Annotated in this window: 9 protein-coding genes; 6 read left to right on the forward strand and 3 right to left on the reverse strand. The window is 62.0% G+C overall.

Features of this window, described 5'->3' with window-relative positions; genetic code table 11:
- On the reverse strand, positions 1-365 hold a 365-nt coding region (locus V7M64_RS21170; RefSeq protein WP_333682043.1), incomplete at its 3' end, for an acyl-CoA dehydrogenase family protein.
- 779 nt (positions 366-1,144) lie between these two features.
- Here V7M64_RS21170 and V7M64_RS21175 point away from each other — a divergent pair.
- The 6 genes from V7M64_RS21175 (at position 1,145) to V7M64_RS21200 (ending at position 12,643) form a co-directional block, all read left to right on the forward strand.
- Positions 1,145-2,020 (forward strand): DMT family transporter, encoded by an 876-nt coding sequence (locus V7M64_RS21175; RefSeq protein WP_333682044.1) that lies wholly within the window; start codon positions 1,145-1,147, stop codon positions 2,018-2,020.
- Between the two features lie 369 nt (positions 2,021-2,389).
- Positions 2,390-3,652: an efflux RND transporter periplasmic adaptor subunit gene (locus V7M64_RS21180; RefSeq protein WP_333682045.1), complete on the forward strand. Its 1,263-nt coding sequence runs from the start codon at positions 2,390-2,392 to the stop codon at positions 3,650-3,652.
- Between the two features lie 18 nt (positions 3,653-3,670).
- Positions 3,671-6,778 (forward strand): efflux RND transporter permease subunit, encoded by a 3,108-nt coding sequence (locus tag V7M64_RS21185; RefSeq protein ID WP_333682046.1) that lies wholly within the window; start codon positions 3,671-3,673, stop codon positions 6,776-6,778.
- 211 nt (positions 6,779-6,989) lie between these two features.
- Complete coding sequence (locus V7M64_RS21190) at positions 6,990-10,298, forward strand: efflux RND transporter permease subunit (RefSeq protein WP_333682047.1); 3,309 nt, start codon at positions 6,990-6,992, stop codon at positions 10,296-10,298.
- Positions 10,295-11,752 carry an efflux transporter outer membrane subunit gene (locus tag V7M64_RS21195; protein ID WP_333682048.1) on the forward strand — a complete coding sequence of 486 codons (1,458 nt, stop codon included), beginning with the start codon at positions 10,295-10,297 and terminating at the stop codon, positions 11,750-11,752. Before V7M64_RS21190 ends, V7M64_RS21195 begins: the two co-directional genes overlap by 4 nt.
- Positions 11,753-11,764: 12 nt before the next feature.
- Entirely contained in the window at positions 11,765-12,643 is an 879-nt protein-coding gene (locus V7M64_RS21200) for an aldo/keto reductase (protein ID WP_333682049.1), read from the forward strand.
- A 72-nt stretch (positions 12,644-12,715) separates the two neighbouring features.
- On the opposite strand, the gene V7M64_RS21205 is transcribed toward V7M64_RS21200, so the two are convergent.
- Together V7M64_RS21205 and V7M64_RS21210 are read right to left on the reverse strand one after the other, a co-directional pair.
- On the reverse strand, positions 12,716-13,645 hold the full coding sequence (locus tag V7M64_RS21205) for a 5'-nucleotidase (protein ID WP_333682051.1): 930 nt from the start codon (positions 13,643-13,645) through the stop codon (positions 12,716-12,718).
- Positions 13,646-13,678: 33 nt separating this feature from the next.
- Positions 13,679-14,440: an NAD kinase gene (locus V7M64_RS21210; protein ID WP_333682052.1), complete on the reverse strand. Its 762-nt coding sequence runs from the start codon at positions 14,438-14,440 to the stop codon at positions 13,679-13,681.
- Between the last annotated feature and the right edge of the window lie 316 nt (positions 14,441-14,756).

Raw genomic sequence — 14,756 nt, forward strand, 5'->3', positions numbered from 1 at the left:
TACTGCATCTTCTGCGCTTCGCTGCCGTAGGCGTAGATGGGATACATGCACAGCGAGCTTTGCACGGAGGCAAAACTGCGCAGGCCGGAATCGCCGCGCTCCAGCTCCTGGCAGATCAGGCCGTAGCTGACGCCGTTCATGCCGGCGCAACCGTATTTCTCGGGAATGGTCGCACCCAGTAGGCCGAGGTTGGCGACTTCCGGAATCAGCTCGCCGGGAAAACGTCCTTGATCGAAGCAATCGCCGATGATGGGCAGCACTTTTTCGTCGACAAAACGCCCAACCGTGTCCTGCACCATGCGCTCCTCGTCGGTGAGCAGGGAACGGACGTCATAGAGGTCGAGCGGGTTCAAACGGGCTGCCATAGGAGTTCCAGGAACAGTCGGGGAAGCCCTACATTGTAGCGGTGGCGGCTTATGCCGGTCATGCCGGGGTGCAGCAGCCGCCGGCCTGCAGCCAGCCAGCCGATGAGCGTGGCGTGGCTTTCACGATCCAAATCCCCTTTTCCGTACCGAGGCAATTCGGATCGATCAATGGCGCATCTGCCGCGTGGCGCGCCTGTGTTCGTCGAACAACACGCGTACCACCGTGGCATTCGTTTCCACGCTGGCCTTGCTGCGCGTTGTGGCCGGTTGCAGATGGGCGGCATTGCTGGAGCAGCACTGGCCGTTGCGTGTATTGAAATCGTAGATGCGCCTGATGTGCAGCCTGACGTCCTATTCCGCGCAATGTAAAGGGACCGTACGGCGCGCGAAGGCGTTATCCATTCCGTTCCGTACTCAGCGTGTCCGCGTAGGGCTGCAGCACATGGACGGCTGCATGCAGGCCGGTGGTTTGTAGCCGGTGAGCGGTATGACGGGCCGTGCGCTGCGCGGGACGCTGGCTTGTCACTGCGCTGGCACACACCGCGGACCACGTTGATGGCTAGCGAGGTGCTGGCGAGTTCCGTGTTGTAGCAAGGGTGAGTGGGTCATGCAGCGAGAAGGAATCAGGTAAGTCCCACAGCCTTGTCATTCCCGCCTTCCCATGTATGCTGCACCTGCAACATTCAGGGGCTCTTGACGCCCGGCCGATGCGGTATCCCAGGAACATCCGCATTGGCTGCCGGCCGCGTGCTCCGCCTGCCGCCACCCTCGGAATACGCATGCTCAAAGGCATCCTTCTAGGCTTCGCCAGCTTCGCCGCATACGCGATCAGCGACGCGTTCGTCAAATCGCTGCATGGCTCGGTACAGCCTTATGAATCCGTGTTCTTTGGCGCGGCATTCGGGCTTGCTGCACTGCCCTTCATCATGAAAAAAGGCGATCGCTGGCGCGGTGCGGTAACGGCGCAGCGACCGTCGCTGTGGTGGGTGCGCGCGTTGGCAGGCGCAGGCGGCAACATCGCGTCGGTCACGGCGTTCACCCTGCTGCCGATGGCTGAAGTGTTCACGATGATCTTTCTGATGCCGATCTTCGTGACCATCCTGTCGGTGATCTTCTTGAAGGAGCACGTCGGCTGGCGCCGCTGGTCGGCCGTGTTCGTGGGTTTTCTGGGCGTGCTGGTGGTGCTGCGGCCTGGCTTTCGCGCACTGGGCGTGGGCGATATCGCGGGCCTGATATGCGGGCTGTTCGCCGCCGCGTCGGTGGTTGCGTTGCGCATGGCCGGTCCGCACGAAAAGCGCATCAGCCTTTACGGCGCGGGTGTGATGGGTCCGCTGATCGTCGGCGGCCTGTTGATGCTGTCGCATTTCCATTGGCCGAACCTGCACGAGTGGGGTTTGCTCGCCGGTTACGGCCTGCTCGCCGCATTGGCCGGCGTGCTGCTGATGTATGCCACCTTGATCGCGCCTGCCAACCGCGTGGCGCCCACGCAATACAGCCAGATGCTCTGGGCCATCGGGCTCGGCTATTGGCTGTTTGGCGACAAGCTCGATTGGCCGATGCTGATCGGCATTGTGATGATTCTCGGCGCCGGCCTGTTCACGCTGCTGCGCGAAGAGAAAGTTACACCGTGGTGGCGGCGGCAGAAGATCGTGTGAGTTTGCAGGCTGGGATGACGTTCCAGCAGCAGCACGCATATGGAGCCGGTATGTCATCCCTGCCTGCAAAATTTAGATCGGCCCAGGACACGGCGGCGATGTCGCTGCAGACGTGCGTGACGGGCGTTATCACAATATGGCGTTTGCAAAAACCCCCAGATGGCATGTTTGTACCCGTGTGCCAATGAGTTAATTCATCGCTTGGAAAACGGATGGCACCGGACAGTGTCAACCATGTCAGCGACAGGCCGTTAAGGAAAAATCCGACCGTCGCGTTGACGGACTACCGCCGCCTGGAATAGCCGGTGGCCTGCATTTGAAAACGAAAGCGCTCTTGCTTTAGTCAGGAGCCGGCATCTGGAGATGGTTATGAGTGCGGATACTCCGCGAACAGCCGGACACTCGCGCAACAAGCGCGGCCTGTGGATTGCAGTGGTGATTGCCATCGCGGTTATCGCCGTGGTTCTGTTCCACCTGTTCAACCGGCCCAAAGCGCGCACCGGTGCGCCGGCACAGATCGTGAGCGTGGCCGCGGTCAAGCTCGGCGACATGCCGGAGACCATCGATTCGCTCGGCACGGTTACGCCGTTGGCGACCGTCACGGTGCTGCCCCAGTTGAGCGGCTATCTCACCGAAGTGGCTTACCAGGAAGGCCAGGACGTGAAGAAGGGCCAGTTCCTGGCGCAGATCGATCCGCGCCAATACCAGATCAGCAAGCAGCAGGCCGAAGCACAGCTAGCGAAGGACCAGGCCACGCTCGATCAGGCACGCACCGACCTTGGACGCTACACGCAGCTCTACCAGAAAAAATCGATCGCCGAGCAGACTTATACCGATCAGAAATTCCTGGTCCAGCAATCCGAAGCGGCGGTGAAAGCGGATCAGGCAAATATTGCGCAGTTCGATCTCGATCTGACGTATTGCCATATCACCGCCCCGATCGACGGCAAGGTCGGCCTGCGCCTGGTCGATCCGGGCAACTACGTCACGCCCTCCAGCTCCACCGGCATCGTGGTGATCACCACGATGAAGCCGACCACCGTGCAGTTCACCGTTCCACAGAATTTGCTCGGCAAAGTTTTGGATCGTTACAACACCGGCGCGAAATTGCCGGTCACGCTGTTCAACAGCGACAACAGCAAGCAGATCGCCGCCGGCACGCTCTACGCGATCGGCAACCAGATGGCCACCAGCACGGGCACCGTCACGCTGCGCGCATCCTTCCCCAACGGCGACGAAGCGTTGTATCCGAACGAATTCGTCAACGCGCAGCTGCTGGTCGATACGCTGCACAAGGCCGTACTGGTGCCAACGCCGGCCGTGCAGACCGGCGCGCCAGGTGACTACGTGTTCCTGGTCAATAGCGATGACACCGTATCGGTGCACAAGGTCACGCTGGGCCCCAGCGACGGCAAGCAAACGGCGATTCTTTCCGGTCTCTCCGCCGGCCAGACCGTAGTCACGGACGGCACGGATCGCTTGAGCGATGGCGCGAAGATCCGCATCGCGCAGGCACGTCCTGCCGAGGCAAGCAGCACCGGCGAGGCGGCGTCGCCATCGTCCGCCTCGCATACGGGCAAGCACAGGCACCAAACCGGGTCGGATACCGGCACCACCTCTTCCGCGTCGTAAGCGACAGGCGTCGATCTGATGAATATCTCCCGCCTGTTCGTACTCAGGCCCGTCGCGACATCCCTGCTGATGATCGCCCTGGTGCTGGTGGGCCTGGTGGCGATACGCTTCTTGCCGGTATCGTCGCTGCCCAGCGTCGATTACCCGACGATCCAGGTGCAAACCTTCTATCCCGGGGCCAGTCCCTCGGTGATGGCGACCACGGTGACGGCGCCGTTGGAAGTGCAGCTCGGCGAAATTCCCGGCCTGCAGCAGATGACCTCCAGCAGCTCGGCGGGTGCGTCGGTGATCACGCTGCAATTCAATCTCGCGCTCAATCTCGACGTGGCCGAGCAGAACGTGCAGGAAGCGCTCAACGCCGCCAACAGCCTGCTGCCGAGCGGCCTGCCCGCACCGCCGACGTATGCGAAGGTGAATCCGGCCGACCAGCCGATCCTCACCCTGGCGGTGACGTCGAAGTCGATGTCGCTGACACAATTGCAGGACGTCGCGAACAACCGCCTGGGCACCAAGATTTCCGAAGTATCCGGCGTGGGCCTGGTGACGCCATCGGGCGGCAACGTCCCCGCCGTGCGCGTGGAAGCCGATCCGCAGAAGCTTGCCTCCTACGGGCTCAACATCGATGACCTGCGCTCGCTGCTCGCCAACGTCAACGTCAGCCAGCCCAAGGGCAACTTCGACGGCCCGGACCTGGACTACACCATCAACGGCAACGACCAGATCCAGGACCCGAAGGATTACTTGAACACGGTCGTCTCTTACCAGAACGGCGCACCGGTCTATTTGCGCGACGTCGCGCGCGTTACCCAGTCCGCGCAGAACACCGAGCAAGGCGCCTGGTACAACGACATGCCGGCGATCGTGCTGAACGTGCAGCGCCAGCCCGGCGCGAACGTGATCGCCACGGTCGACCAGATCAAGCGCATCCTGCCGCAGCTGGAATCCACGCTGCCGGCCGGCATGCACGTGGATATCGTCAACGACAGTACGGGCGAAATCCGCGCCTCGGTGGCCGATGCGGCGTTCGAGCTGATCCTGGCGGTAGTGTTGGTGGTGCTGGTGATCTTTGTGTTCCTGCGCAACCTGCCCGCCACCATCATCCCCAGCATCTCCGTGCCGGTATCGCTGATCGGCACGCTGGCGATGATGTACGAGCTCAACTACTCCATCGACAACCTCTCGCTGATGGCACTGATCATCGCCACCGGTTTCGTGGTCGACGACTCGATCGTGATGATCGAGAACATCGTGCGTTACCTGGAAGAAGGCGAGACGCCGTTGAATGCGGCGCTGATCGGCGCGGGACAGATCGGCTTCACCATCCTGTCGCTGACCGTGTCGCTGATTGCGGTGCTGATTCCGCTGCTTTTCATGGGCGGCGTGATTGGCCGTCTATTCAGCGAATTCGCGGTGACACTCGCGATAACCATCGTGATTTCCGGCGTGGTCTCGCTCACCCTGGTGCCGATGCTGTGCGCGCGCATCCTGCGTGCGCAGGCCGAGCGCCACCCGAGCCGCTTCGAGCGGATCAGCGAAGGTCTTTTCAACAAGACGTTGCACGCCTACGAGCGCGGGCTGCGGTTCGTGATGGCTCACCAGACGGCGACGCTGGCGACCTTTTTGCTGACGCTGGCCATCACGGTGATTTTGTACGTGGTGATTCCGAAGGGCCTGTTTCCGGTGCAGGACGTCGGTGTGCTGCAAGGCATCAGCATTGCCGACAATTCCGTGTCCTACAGCAGCATGGTGGACCGCCAGGCGCAGTTGGCCGGAGCGATCCTGAAAGACCCGGACGTCACCAACCTCACCTCGTACGTCGGCATCGACGGCACCAACACCACGCTCAACAATGGCCGCTTCCTGATCAATCTGAAGCCGCGCGACGATCGCTCCGATAGCGCCGCCGAAATCGCGCGGCATATCCAGCAGGAAGTGGCAAACGTGCCCGGCATCAAGCTGTACCTGCAGCCGGAGCAGGACCTGACGCTGGACACCACCATCTCGCCCAACCAGTACCAGTTCGTGCTGCGCGGGCCGAGCCAGGAAGCGTTCCAGCAATATGTGCCGGCCCTGATCGCGCGCATGAAAAAGATCAGCTCGATCACCGACGTCACCAGCGACCTGAACAACCAGGGCCTCAGTGTCAACGTCGATGTGAATCGCCAGCTGGCGGCGCGTTTCGGCATCACCCCGGCCACGATCGACAATGCGTTGTACGACGCGCTGGGCCAGCGCATCGTGTCGACCATCTTCAACCAGTCCAACCAGTACCGCGTGATCCTGGTGGCCCAGCCGAAGTCATTGCCGACGCTGCAGTCGCTGGGCGACCTGTATTTGCCCAGCCAGACCGCCAGCAGCGGACAGGTGCCGCTGAAGGCCATTGCGAAGATCGAAGTGACCAAGTCGCCATTGGTGATCAGCCACCTGGCGCAATTCCCGTCGGTGACCATTTCCTTCAACCTGGCCAAGGATGCGTCGCTGAGCAAGGCGGTGAAGGAGATCAACCAGGCCGAACAGGCGATCCACCTGCCGCCTTCGATCACGTCATCGTTCCAGGGCGCCGCGCAGGCCTTCCAGGACTCGCTCTCCAGCGAAGTGTATTTGCTGATTGCCGCACTGATCGCCGTCTATATCGTGCTGGGCGTGCTGTATGAGAGTTTCATCCATCCGGTGACGATCCTGTCGACCCTGCCCTCGGCTGGTATCGGTGCGTTGCTGTCGCTGATGCTTGCCGGCGCGGACCTGGACATCATCGGCATCATCGGCATCGTGTTGTTGATCGGTATCGTGAAGAAGAACGCGATCATGATCGTGGACTTCGCGCTCGAAGCCGAACGCGACCACGGCAAGCCGCCGGCGGAAGCGATCTTCGAAGCGTCGTTGCTGCGTTTCCGCCCCATCCTGATGACGACCCTGGCCGCGATGCTCGGCGCGCTGCCGATGCTGGTCGGTACCGGTACGGGTTCGGAACTGCGCCGGCCGCTGGGCTTGGCGATCATCGGCGGCCTGACGCTGAGCCAGTTGCTGACGTTGTTCACCACACCGGTGATCTATTTGTTCTTTGACCGGTTGGCGCAGCGGTTCCATCGCAAGCCGTCGCTGGCGGCGGGGGATAGTGCGCCGTGATGGTTGCAGTCTTGCGACGTGCGTTTACTCCCTCTCCCCTCCGGGGAGAGGGCTGGGGTGAGGGGCGAATCTCGCCTGAAACCAGCTTCCGTGCAGGAGCAAAAATCAGCACGTTTGGGCGCAACACGATTTTCCGGCCAGCCCCTCCCCTCACCCCAACCCTCTCCCCGCAGGGGAGGGGGAACTCGTTCATCCCAGCGAGTGATCGCGCATGAACATCTCCGCGCTCTTCATCCGCCGCCCCGTCGCCACCACCTTGCTGGCATTCGCCATCCTGCTTTCCGGTTTCCTGGCGTACTTCCGCCTGCCGGTGGCCCCGCTGCCGAACGTCACCTATCCGGTAGTGGTCGTGCAGGCCAGCATGGCTGGGGCGAGTCCGTCGATCATGGCGTCCACCGTGGCCGAGCCGCTGGAAAAACGCCTCGGCTCGATTGCCGATGTGACCGCCATGACATCGGCCAGCTATGTCGGTTCGTCGCAGATCGTGATCCAGTTCGGCCTCAACCGCGACATCAACGGCGCCGCGCGCGACGTGCAAGCCGCCATCCAGGCAGCGCGCGCGGACCTGCCCACCACGCTGCGCAACAACCCCACCTATCGCGAATACAACCCGGCCGATTCGCCGATCATGGTGCTGGCGCTCACCTCCGATACGCTGACGCGCGCGCAGCTCTACGATTCGGCCGATTCGGTCATCCAGCAGCAACTGTCGCAAGTGGATGGCGTGGGCCAGATCACCCTGGGTGGCAGCGCCCTGCCCTCGGTGCGCGTGGAGCTGGAGCCGGACAAGCTCAACAGCTACGGCATCGGCCTGGAGGACGTGCGCGCGGCCATCAGCGCCGCCAACGCCAACAGCGCAAAGGGCCACATCGACCAGAACGGCCTGCGTTACGAAGTCACCTCCAATGACCAGATCCACAAGGCCGCGCCGTATCGCGACCTGATCGTCGCCTATCGCAACGGATCGCCGGTGCAACTGCGCGACGTCGCCGACGTGCAGGATTCGGCGGAAAACATCCGCAACATGGGCTTGTACAACCGCAAGCCGGCCGTGCTGGTGATCGTGTTTCCGTTGCCGGGCAGCAACATCGTCAAAACGGTGGCGCAGATTCGCAGCGTGCTGCCGGCGATCGAAGCCACCTTGCCCAGCAGCATCAAGATCGGCGTGGCGATCGACCGATCGCAATCGGTCAACGCGGCGGTGGGCGATACGCAGCGATCGCTGTTCGTCGCCGTGCTGCTGGTGATCGGTGTGGTGTTCGTGTTCTTGCAGTCGCCGCGCGCCATCCTGATTCCTTCGGTGGCGTTGCCGTTGTCGATCGTCGGCACCTTCGGGCCGATGTACTTGATGGGCTACAGCATCGACAACCTTTCGCTGATGGCGCTGACCATCGGCACCGGCTTCGTGGTGGACGATGCGGTGGTGGTGCTGGAAAACATCGTGCGCCACGTGGAAGCCGGCATGGACGTGCGCGAGGCGGCGCTGAAGGGCAGTAGCGAGGTCGGCTTCACGGTGATCTCGATGAGCCTGTCGCTGATCGCGGTGTTTACCCCGATCCTGCTGATGCCGGGCATCATCGGCCTGTTGTTCCATGAATTCGCGGTGACGCTGTCGGTAGCCATCCTGTTGTCGATGGTGATCTCGCTGACGGTAACGCCCACCATGGCCGCCTACATACTGCGCCCCGGCCAAGGGCTGCATTCCAAGGCGCGCTGGGCGGTGTGGTACGAGCGGCAGTTCGATCGCTTCAAGCGCGCGTATTCGTTGTCGCTGGCCAAGGTACTGGACCACTCCGCACTGGTCGGGCTGGTGCTGATCGGCCTGATCCTGCTCAACCCCTTCATGTTCAAGCTGCTGCCGGCCACATTCTTCCCGGAACAGGACAACGGCATCCTGATCGGCCAGATCATTGCCGACCAGAGCATCTCCTTCCAGGCGATGGAGAAGAAGCTGACGCAATTGCAATCAATCGTGCAGAAAGATCCGGCGGTGGCATCGGTGGCGGGCTTCGCAGGGGGCCGTGCGCTCAATACCGCCAGCCTGTACGTGGAATTGAAGCCACTGGCCGAACGCAAGCTGTCGGCCGCGCAGGTGGTCGAACGGCTGCGGCCAAAGCTCAATACGATTTCCGGCGCGAAACTGTTCCTGCAAGCGTCGCAGGATCTGCACATCGGTGGCCGCTCGTCGGCATCGGAGTACCAATACACGCTGACCAGCGACGATCCGGATGCGCTGTATACCTGGATACCCAAGCTAGTCACCGAGCTCGGCAAGCATCGCGATCAATTGGTGGACGTGAATTCGGACCTGCAACAGAACGGGTTGCAGACCTTCATCCATTTCGACCGCTCCACCATGTCGCGCTACCGCTTTGCGCCCAACCAGATCGACGCGGTGCTGTACGACGCATTCGGACAGCGTACCGTCTCCACGATCTACAACGAGCTCAACCAGTATTACGTGGTGATGGAAGTCGCGCCGAAATATTGGCAATACCCGCAGATGCTCAACCGCATGTACTTCAGCGCCACGGCCGGCAATCCGAGCGGCACGCAGCAGACGCAGATGTCCGGCAGCCTGGTCAAAGGCGTGAAAAGTTTTACTGCAGTAAGCGCATCGCCCGGTACGTCTTCGGCCACCAATTCCCTCAATGCCAACGCCGAGGCGAATGCACTCACCAATGCCATCTCCAACGCCAAGGGCGGCAGCTCCAGCGGCAGCGCCGACAGCACGGCAGCGGAAACCATGGTGCCGTTCCCGTCCATGATGAGCTACACCAGCAATCACACGGCCACGCAGGTCAACCATCAGGGTGGACTGGTGGCTGGCACCATTTCGTTCAATTTGCCGCCCGGTGGCTCGCTGAGTAAGGCCTTGGTGGCAGTGCAACAGGCCATGCAGGATCTCGGCATGCCCGCCTCCATCCACGGCGCAACCGCAGGTGCGGCGCAGGTGTATTCGCAATCGATGTCGAGCATGCCGCTGCTGATCCTGGCGGCACTCGGCGCGGTGTACATCGTACTTGGCATTCTGTACGAGAACTCGGTGCACCCGATCACCATTCTTTCCACCCTGCCCTCCGCTGGCATCGGTGCCGTGCTGGCGCTGCTGATCTTCGGCACGCCGTTCTCGGTGATCGCCATGATCGGCATCATCCTGCTGATCGGCATCGTGAAGAAAAACGCGATCATGATGATCGACGTGGCCATCCACCTGCAGCGCGACGAAGGCTATGAACCGGTGCGCGCCATCCACGACGCCGCGGTGATGCGCCTGCGGCCGATCATGATGACCACCGCCGCCGCCGTGCTGGGTGCCGTACCGCTCGCGGTCGGTATCGGCCAAGGCGGATCGCTGCGCCAACCGCTCGGCATTACCGTGATGGGCGGTTTGATCCTCAGCCAGGTTTTTACCCTGTACACGACACCGGTGATCTATCTCTACCTTGATCGCCTGCGCGCAAGATTGGCCCGTTGGTCGGCCACGCTGCCGTGGAACCGATCGGATGCGAGTGCATGACTATGAAAACTTTGCCTACAACGTTGGTCGCTTCGCTGGCATTGCTGCTTGGCGGTTGCATGGTTGGCCCGGACTATCACCGTCCGCAGGTGCCGATGCCCAAGCAGTACAAGGAGCTGCCTGGCTGGACGGCCGCGTCGCCGGCAGCGGATGCGGCGCCGAAGGGCGATTGGTGGACGGCGTTCAACGATCCATTGCTCAACCAATGGGAGCCGATGGTGTCCGTCTCCAACCAGACCGTGCTGCAGCAATATGCCAATTACCAGGAGGCGCTGGCCAATGTGCAGGTCGCACGGGCTTCCTTGTTTCCCACGCTTGGCATCACCGGTTCGGCCGCCAAACAACGCAACGCCAGCAGCAATGCGCTCAGCACGCTTTCTTCGCGGCGCGCGGTGAGCACGTCCGGCTCGCTGGAAGGCAGCGCGAGCTGGGCGCCCGATCTGTGGGGCAAGGTGCGGCGCCAGGTCCAGGAGAGCAAAGCCGCCGCACAGGCCAGCCAGGCGACGCTGGCCAACGCCACCTTGTCCGAACAGATCGCGTTGGCTAACGCGGTGATCGAGCTGCGCATTGCCGATGCCGATATCGATCTGCTGCAGAAAACCGTCGATGCCTATACCGAATCCCTGCGCGTGGTGGAAAACCAGGGCAGCGCCGGCACCACGGCGCCGTCGGATGTGATCACCGCACGCACGCAGTTGGAAAGCGCCAAATCCAGCTTGATCGCCTTGGGTGTGGCGCGCGCCCAATCCATGCACGCCATTGCCGTGCTGGTCGGTAAAACGCCCGAGGAACTGGACATTCCCCACAGCACCAGCATGCCTGCACTGCCGACGGTTCCCCTCGTGATGCCCTCCACGCTGCTGCAGCGCCGCCCGGACATCGCCATCGCCGAGCGCCAGATGGCCGCACAGAACGCAGCGATCGGCGTGGCAGTCGCCGCGTACTATCCGGATTTCACCTTGTCCGCGGCCGATGGCTTTTCGCAAGCGCCACTGGCCGGCTTGCTGCATGCCGCCAACCACATATGGTCGCTGGGGGCCGATGCCAGCGAAACCGTGTTCGACTTCGGTGCACGCCACGGCCAGGTCGCTGCGGCCAAAGCATCCTACGAAGCAGCCGTCGCCACTTACCGCGGCACCGTGCTGACGGCCTTGCAGGATGTGGAAGACGACCTGTCCAACCTGCGCATCCTGGGCCAACAAGCCGACGTGCAGGACGCGGTGGTGCGCGACGCATCGCAGGGCGCACAAATTGCCCTCAACGAATACCAGGCCGGCACGGTGGACTACACCACCGCGGCTACTGCGCAGGCCACGCAGTTGAGCGCACAACAGGGTGCGCTGAGCATTACGCAACAACGGCTGCTCGATACCATAGCGTTGATTGGCGACATGGGCGGAGGCTGGTCGGCCCGCCAGCTCGATGCCTCGCTAAAATCGACCACCCACCGCTGAGCCATTTTCACGATGCCAACTAACTCATTTGAGCTCTCCCCTATCGTCGCAGGCCTTTGGCGCATTGCCGAGTGGCAACTGAGCGTGCCCGAGCGCGTGCGCTGGATCGAGCAGGCGCTGGAACTGGGCATCACGTCGTTCGACCATGCCGATATCTACGGCGACTACCGCGCCGAGGCGCTATTCGGCGAAGCGCTGCGCGCCTCGCCTGGCTTGCGTAGCCGCATGCAGCTGGTCACGAAATGCGGCATTCGATTGCGTTCGTCGCAAAAGCCTTATCGCATCACCTATTACGATACCAGCGCGGCCTATGTCCGAACGCAGGTCGAGCAATCGCTGCGCAATCTATACACGGAACAGTTGGACCTGGTGCTGATCCATCGCCCCGACTACCTGATGGATGCGGCTCCGCTGGCAGAAATCTTCGCCACGCTCACGCGCGAAGGGAAGGTCGCGCACTGGGGCGTTTCCAATCACACCACCAGCCAGTTCGCGTTATTGCATCAACACCATCCGCTGATCACCAACCAATTGGAGCTTTCGCCGCTGCAGATGGGTGCGCTGGATGACGGCACGCTCGATCAGGCGCAACAACTTGGGTTGCGACCGATGGTCTGGTCACCGCTTGCGGGTGGCCGCCTGTTTACGGGTGATGATGAACAAGCACAGCGGGTGCGTGCGGAAATGTCGGCGATTGCGTCGCGTCATGGCATTTCGCTGACCACGCTTGCGTTTGCGTGGGTACTGCGGCATCCATCGCGGCCGTATCCGATTACCGGCACCCGGCGTATCGAAGGTTTGACCGATGCAGTGGCCGCACTGAAGGTGCAGCTGGATGCGGAAGATTGGTATGCGATCTGGACCGCAAGCAAAGGTCACTCAGTACCTTGAACGCTGGCTGGGATGAAATTCCAGCCTGAACTTGGCGATGCCGGGATTTCACCCCGCCTACAAAAAGCGGGTTTATGGATTGCTCACGCCATGCGGCACGTGCCCGGTTGCCACGTGTTTGCGTGCCGATTCCACGTTAGCGGGTGAATCATCAAAAAAGATGTCGGCGCCAAAGGCATCCAGGAAGGGGCCTTTATCGCGGCCGCCGAGGAACAGCGCTTCGTCGATGCGTACACCCCAGCGACGCAAGGTCAAGATGACACGCTTGTGCGCAGGCGCGGAGCGTGCCGTGACAAGCGCGGTGCGGATCGGTGAGTTCTCGGCCGGAAACGCTGCTTGCAGGCGATGTACCGCGCTGAGGAATCCGCGAAAGGGCCCGACGGACAAAGGCTGTTCCGCCAGCTCGGTTTCGCTGCGATGGAAGGCTTCCAACCCTTCCTCGCGCGACACGCGTTCGCCTTCATCGCCAAAGATCACCGCATCGCCATCAAAAGCAATGCGCAACTGCTCGCTGGCACGCGGCGGGGCCGTCGACGGCAAAATGGTGGCGGCCGCAACGCCGGCCTTCAATGCGCGGCCCACATCTTCGGCGTTGGCCGAAAGGAACAGATCCGCCTTGAACGGCGCAATGTAATCGGACGTCGGCGCGCCACTGGTGAAAGCGGCGCGGCTGATTTCCAATCCGTAGTGCTGGATGGAATTGAAAATGCGCAACCCGGTATCGCCTGAGTTGCGCGACAGCAGGATCACCTCGACCGGTGGCACGTCGCCGGCCAGCTTGTTGAGGCCTAGCAGTTTCTGCACCAGCGGAAACGCCACGCCGGGTTGCAGGATTTCTTCTTCGTGTTCGATCTGGAAACCGCGATAAGCGTCCAACCCTTCGCGCTCGAACAAGGCATGGCTGTCGCCAAGGTCGAACAAGGCCCGCGATGAAATGGCGACGACGAGTCGATTGTCGCCGGCGGCGCCAGGGTCGTGGGCGGTTTGGGTGGGGCGGGTCATGGCGCTGAATCTAGCGCAACCTACGCCAGCATGTCAGTCCGCGGCGAATTGTTCGTCCAGAATGCGCTGCTCCAGGTTGTGCTCGGGATCAAACAACAGCCGCACACCCTGCTCGCGCGACTGCCGCACGTCGACGCTGCGTACGTTGCGCACTTCCAGAAAATCCGCCGTGGCGCTGACCGGGCGTTTGGCAGGATCGAGCACGCGCATGCTCACCACCGTGCGATGCGGCAGGATCGCACCGCGCCAGCGGCGCGGACGGAACGGGCTGATCGGAGTGAGTGCCAACACATTGGCGTCCAGCGGCAGAATCGGACCGTGCGCAGAAAGGTTGTAAGCGGTAGAACCGGCGGGCGTGGAAACCAGGATGCCATCGCATACCAGGTTCGGCAGCTTCACGATACCGTTGAGCTTTACTTCGACATGCGCCGCCTGGTTGGTCTGCCTGAGCAATGACACTTCATTGAAGGCGAGTGCATGGCGCGTCTGCCCATCACCATCGACCGCCTCCATTTCCAGCGGGAACAATTCGGCGGCATGTGCCCGCGCGATGCGCTGGGGCAGCTCTTCGTGGTGATGCTTGTTCATGAGGAAACCGACGCGTCCCAGCTTCATGCCATAGACCGGTATCGCAACGGCCCGGTGCGCGTGCAAGGTACGCAGCATGAAACCATCGCCGCCCAGCGCGACGATCACTTCGGCGTCGGTGACCGGCACGTCGCCATAGCGTTCCACAAGTTTGCGGCGTGCTTGCTGGGCAATGCTGGTTTCGCTGGCAACGAATGCGAGACGCATGGGGGGAGATCCATCTGTTGATGCCTGGCATTCGAGCTTACGACACGCAGGAAGGCATGACCATGCTTCGGATCAATCTCCCACCCTGCGGCAATAAGGGAGGGTCGGGGTGGGGTTGCTGATGCTTTAGCGCACTGCTGAGGCTCACCTTTTTGCGTCGATATCAGGCTTGCGCTGTTCGCTGCGCTCGCATCCTTACCCTAGCCCCTGAGGTATCCCCACGTTTTTTTGCTCGTCATTCCGGCGAAGGCCCACTGCTGCCCGGGGAAATTTTTCGCCGTTCTTGCGGGAAAGCTAAAACGACGTCATTCCAGCG

Source organism: Dyella sp., assembly GCF_036746095.1.
Taxonomy (GTDB): domain Bacteria; phylum Pseudomonadota; class Gammaproteobacteria; order Xanthomonadales; family Rhodanobacteraceae; genus Dyella_B.

Excerpts from the sequence above, each read along its gene's own strand:
- V7M64_RS21175 (WP_333682044.1), top strand. The coding sequence starts at position 1,145 with ATGCTCAAAGGCATCCTTCTAGGCTTCGCCAGCTTCGCCGCATACGCG.
- V7M64_RS21180 (WP_333682045.1), top strand. The coding sequence starts at position 2,390 with ATGAGTGCGGATACTCCGCGAACAGCCGGACACTCGCGCAACAAGCGC.
- V7M64_RS21185 (WP_333682046.1), top strand. The coding sequence starts at position 3,671 with ATGAATATCTCCCGCCTGTTCGTACTCAGGCCCGTCGCGACATCCCTG.
- V7M64_RS21190 (WP_333682047.1), top strand. The coding sequence starts at position 6,990 with ATGAACATCTCCGCGCTCTTCATCCGCCGCCCCGTCGCCACCACCTTG.
- V7M64_RS21195 (WP_333682048.1), top strand. The coding sequence starts at position 10,295 with ATGACTATGAAAACTTTGCCTACAACGTTGGTCGCTTCGCTGGCATTG.
- V7M64_RS21200 (WP_333682049.1), top strand. The coding sequence starts at position 11,765 with ATGCCAACTAACTCATTTGAGCTCTCCCCTATCGTCGCAGGCCTTTGG.
- V7M64_RS21205 (WP_333682051.1), bottom strand. The coding sequence starts at position 13,645 with ATGACCCGCCCCACCCAAACCGCCCACGACCCTGGCGCCGCCGGCGAC.
- V7M64_RS21210 (WP_333682052.1), bottom strand. The coding sequence starts at position 14,440 with ATGCGTCTCGCATTCGTTGCCAGCGAAACCAGCATTGCCCAGCAAGCA.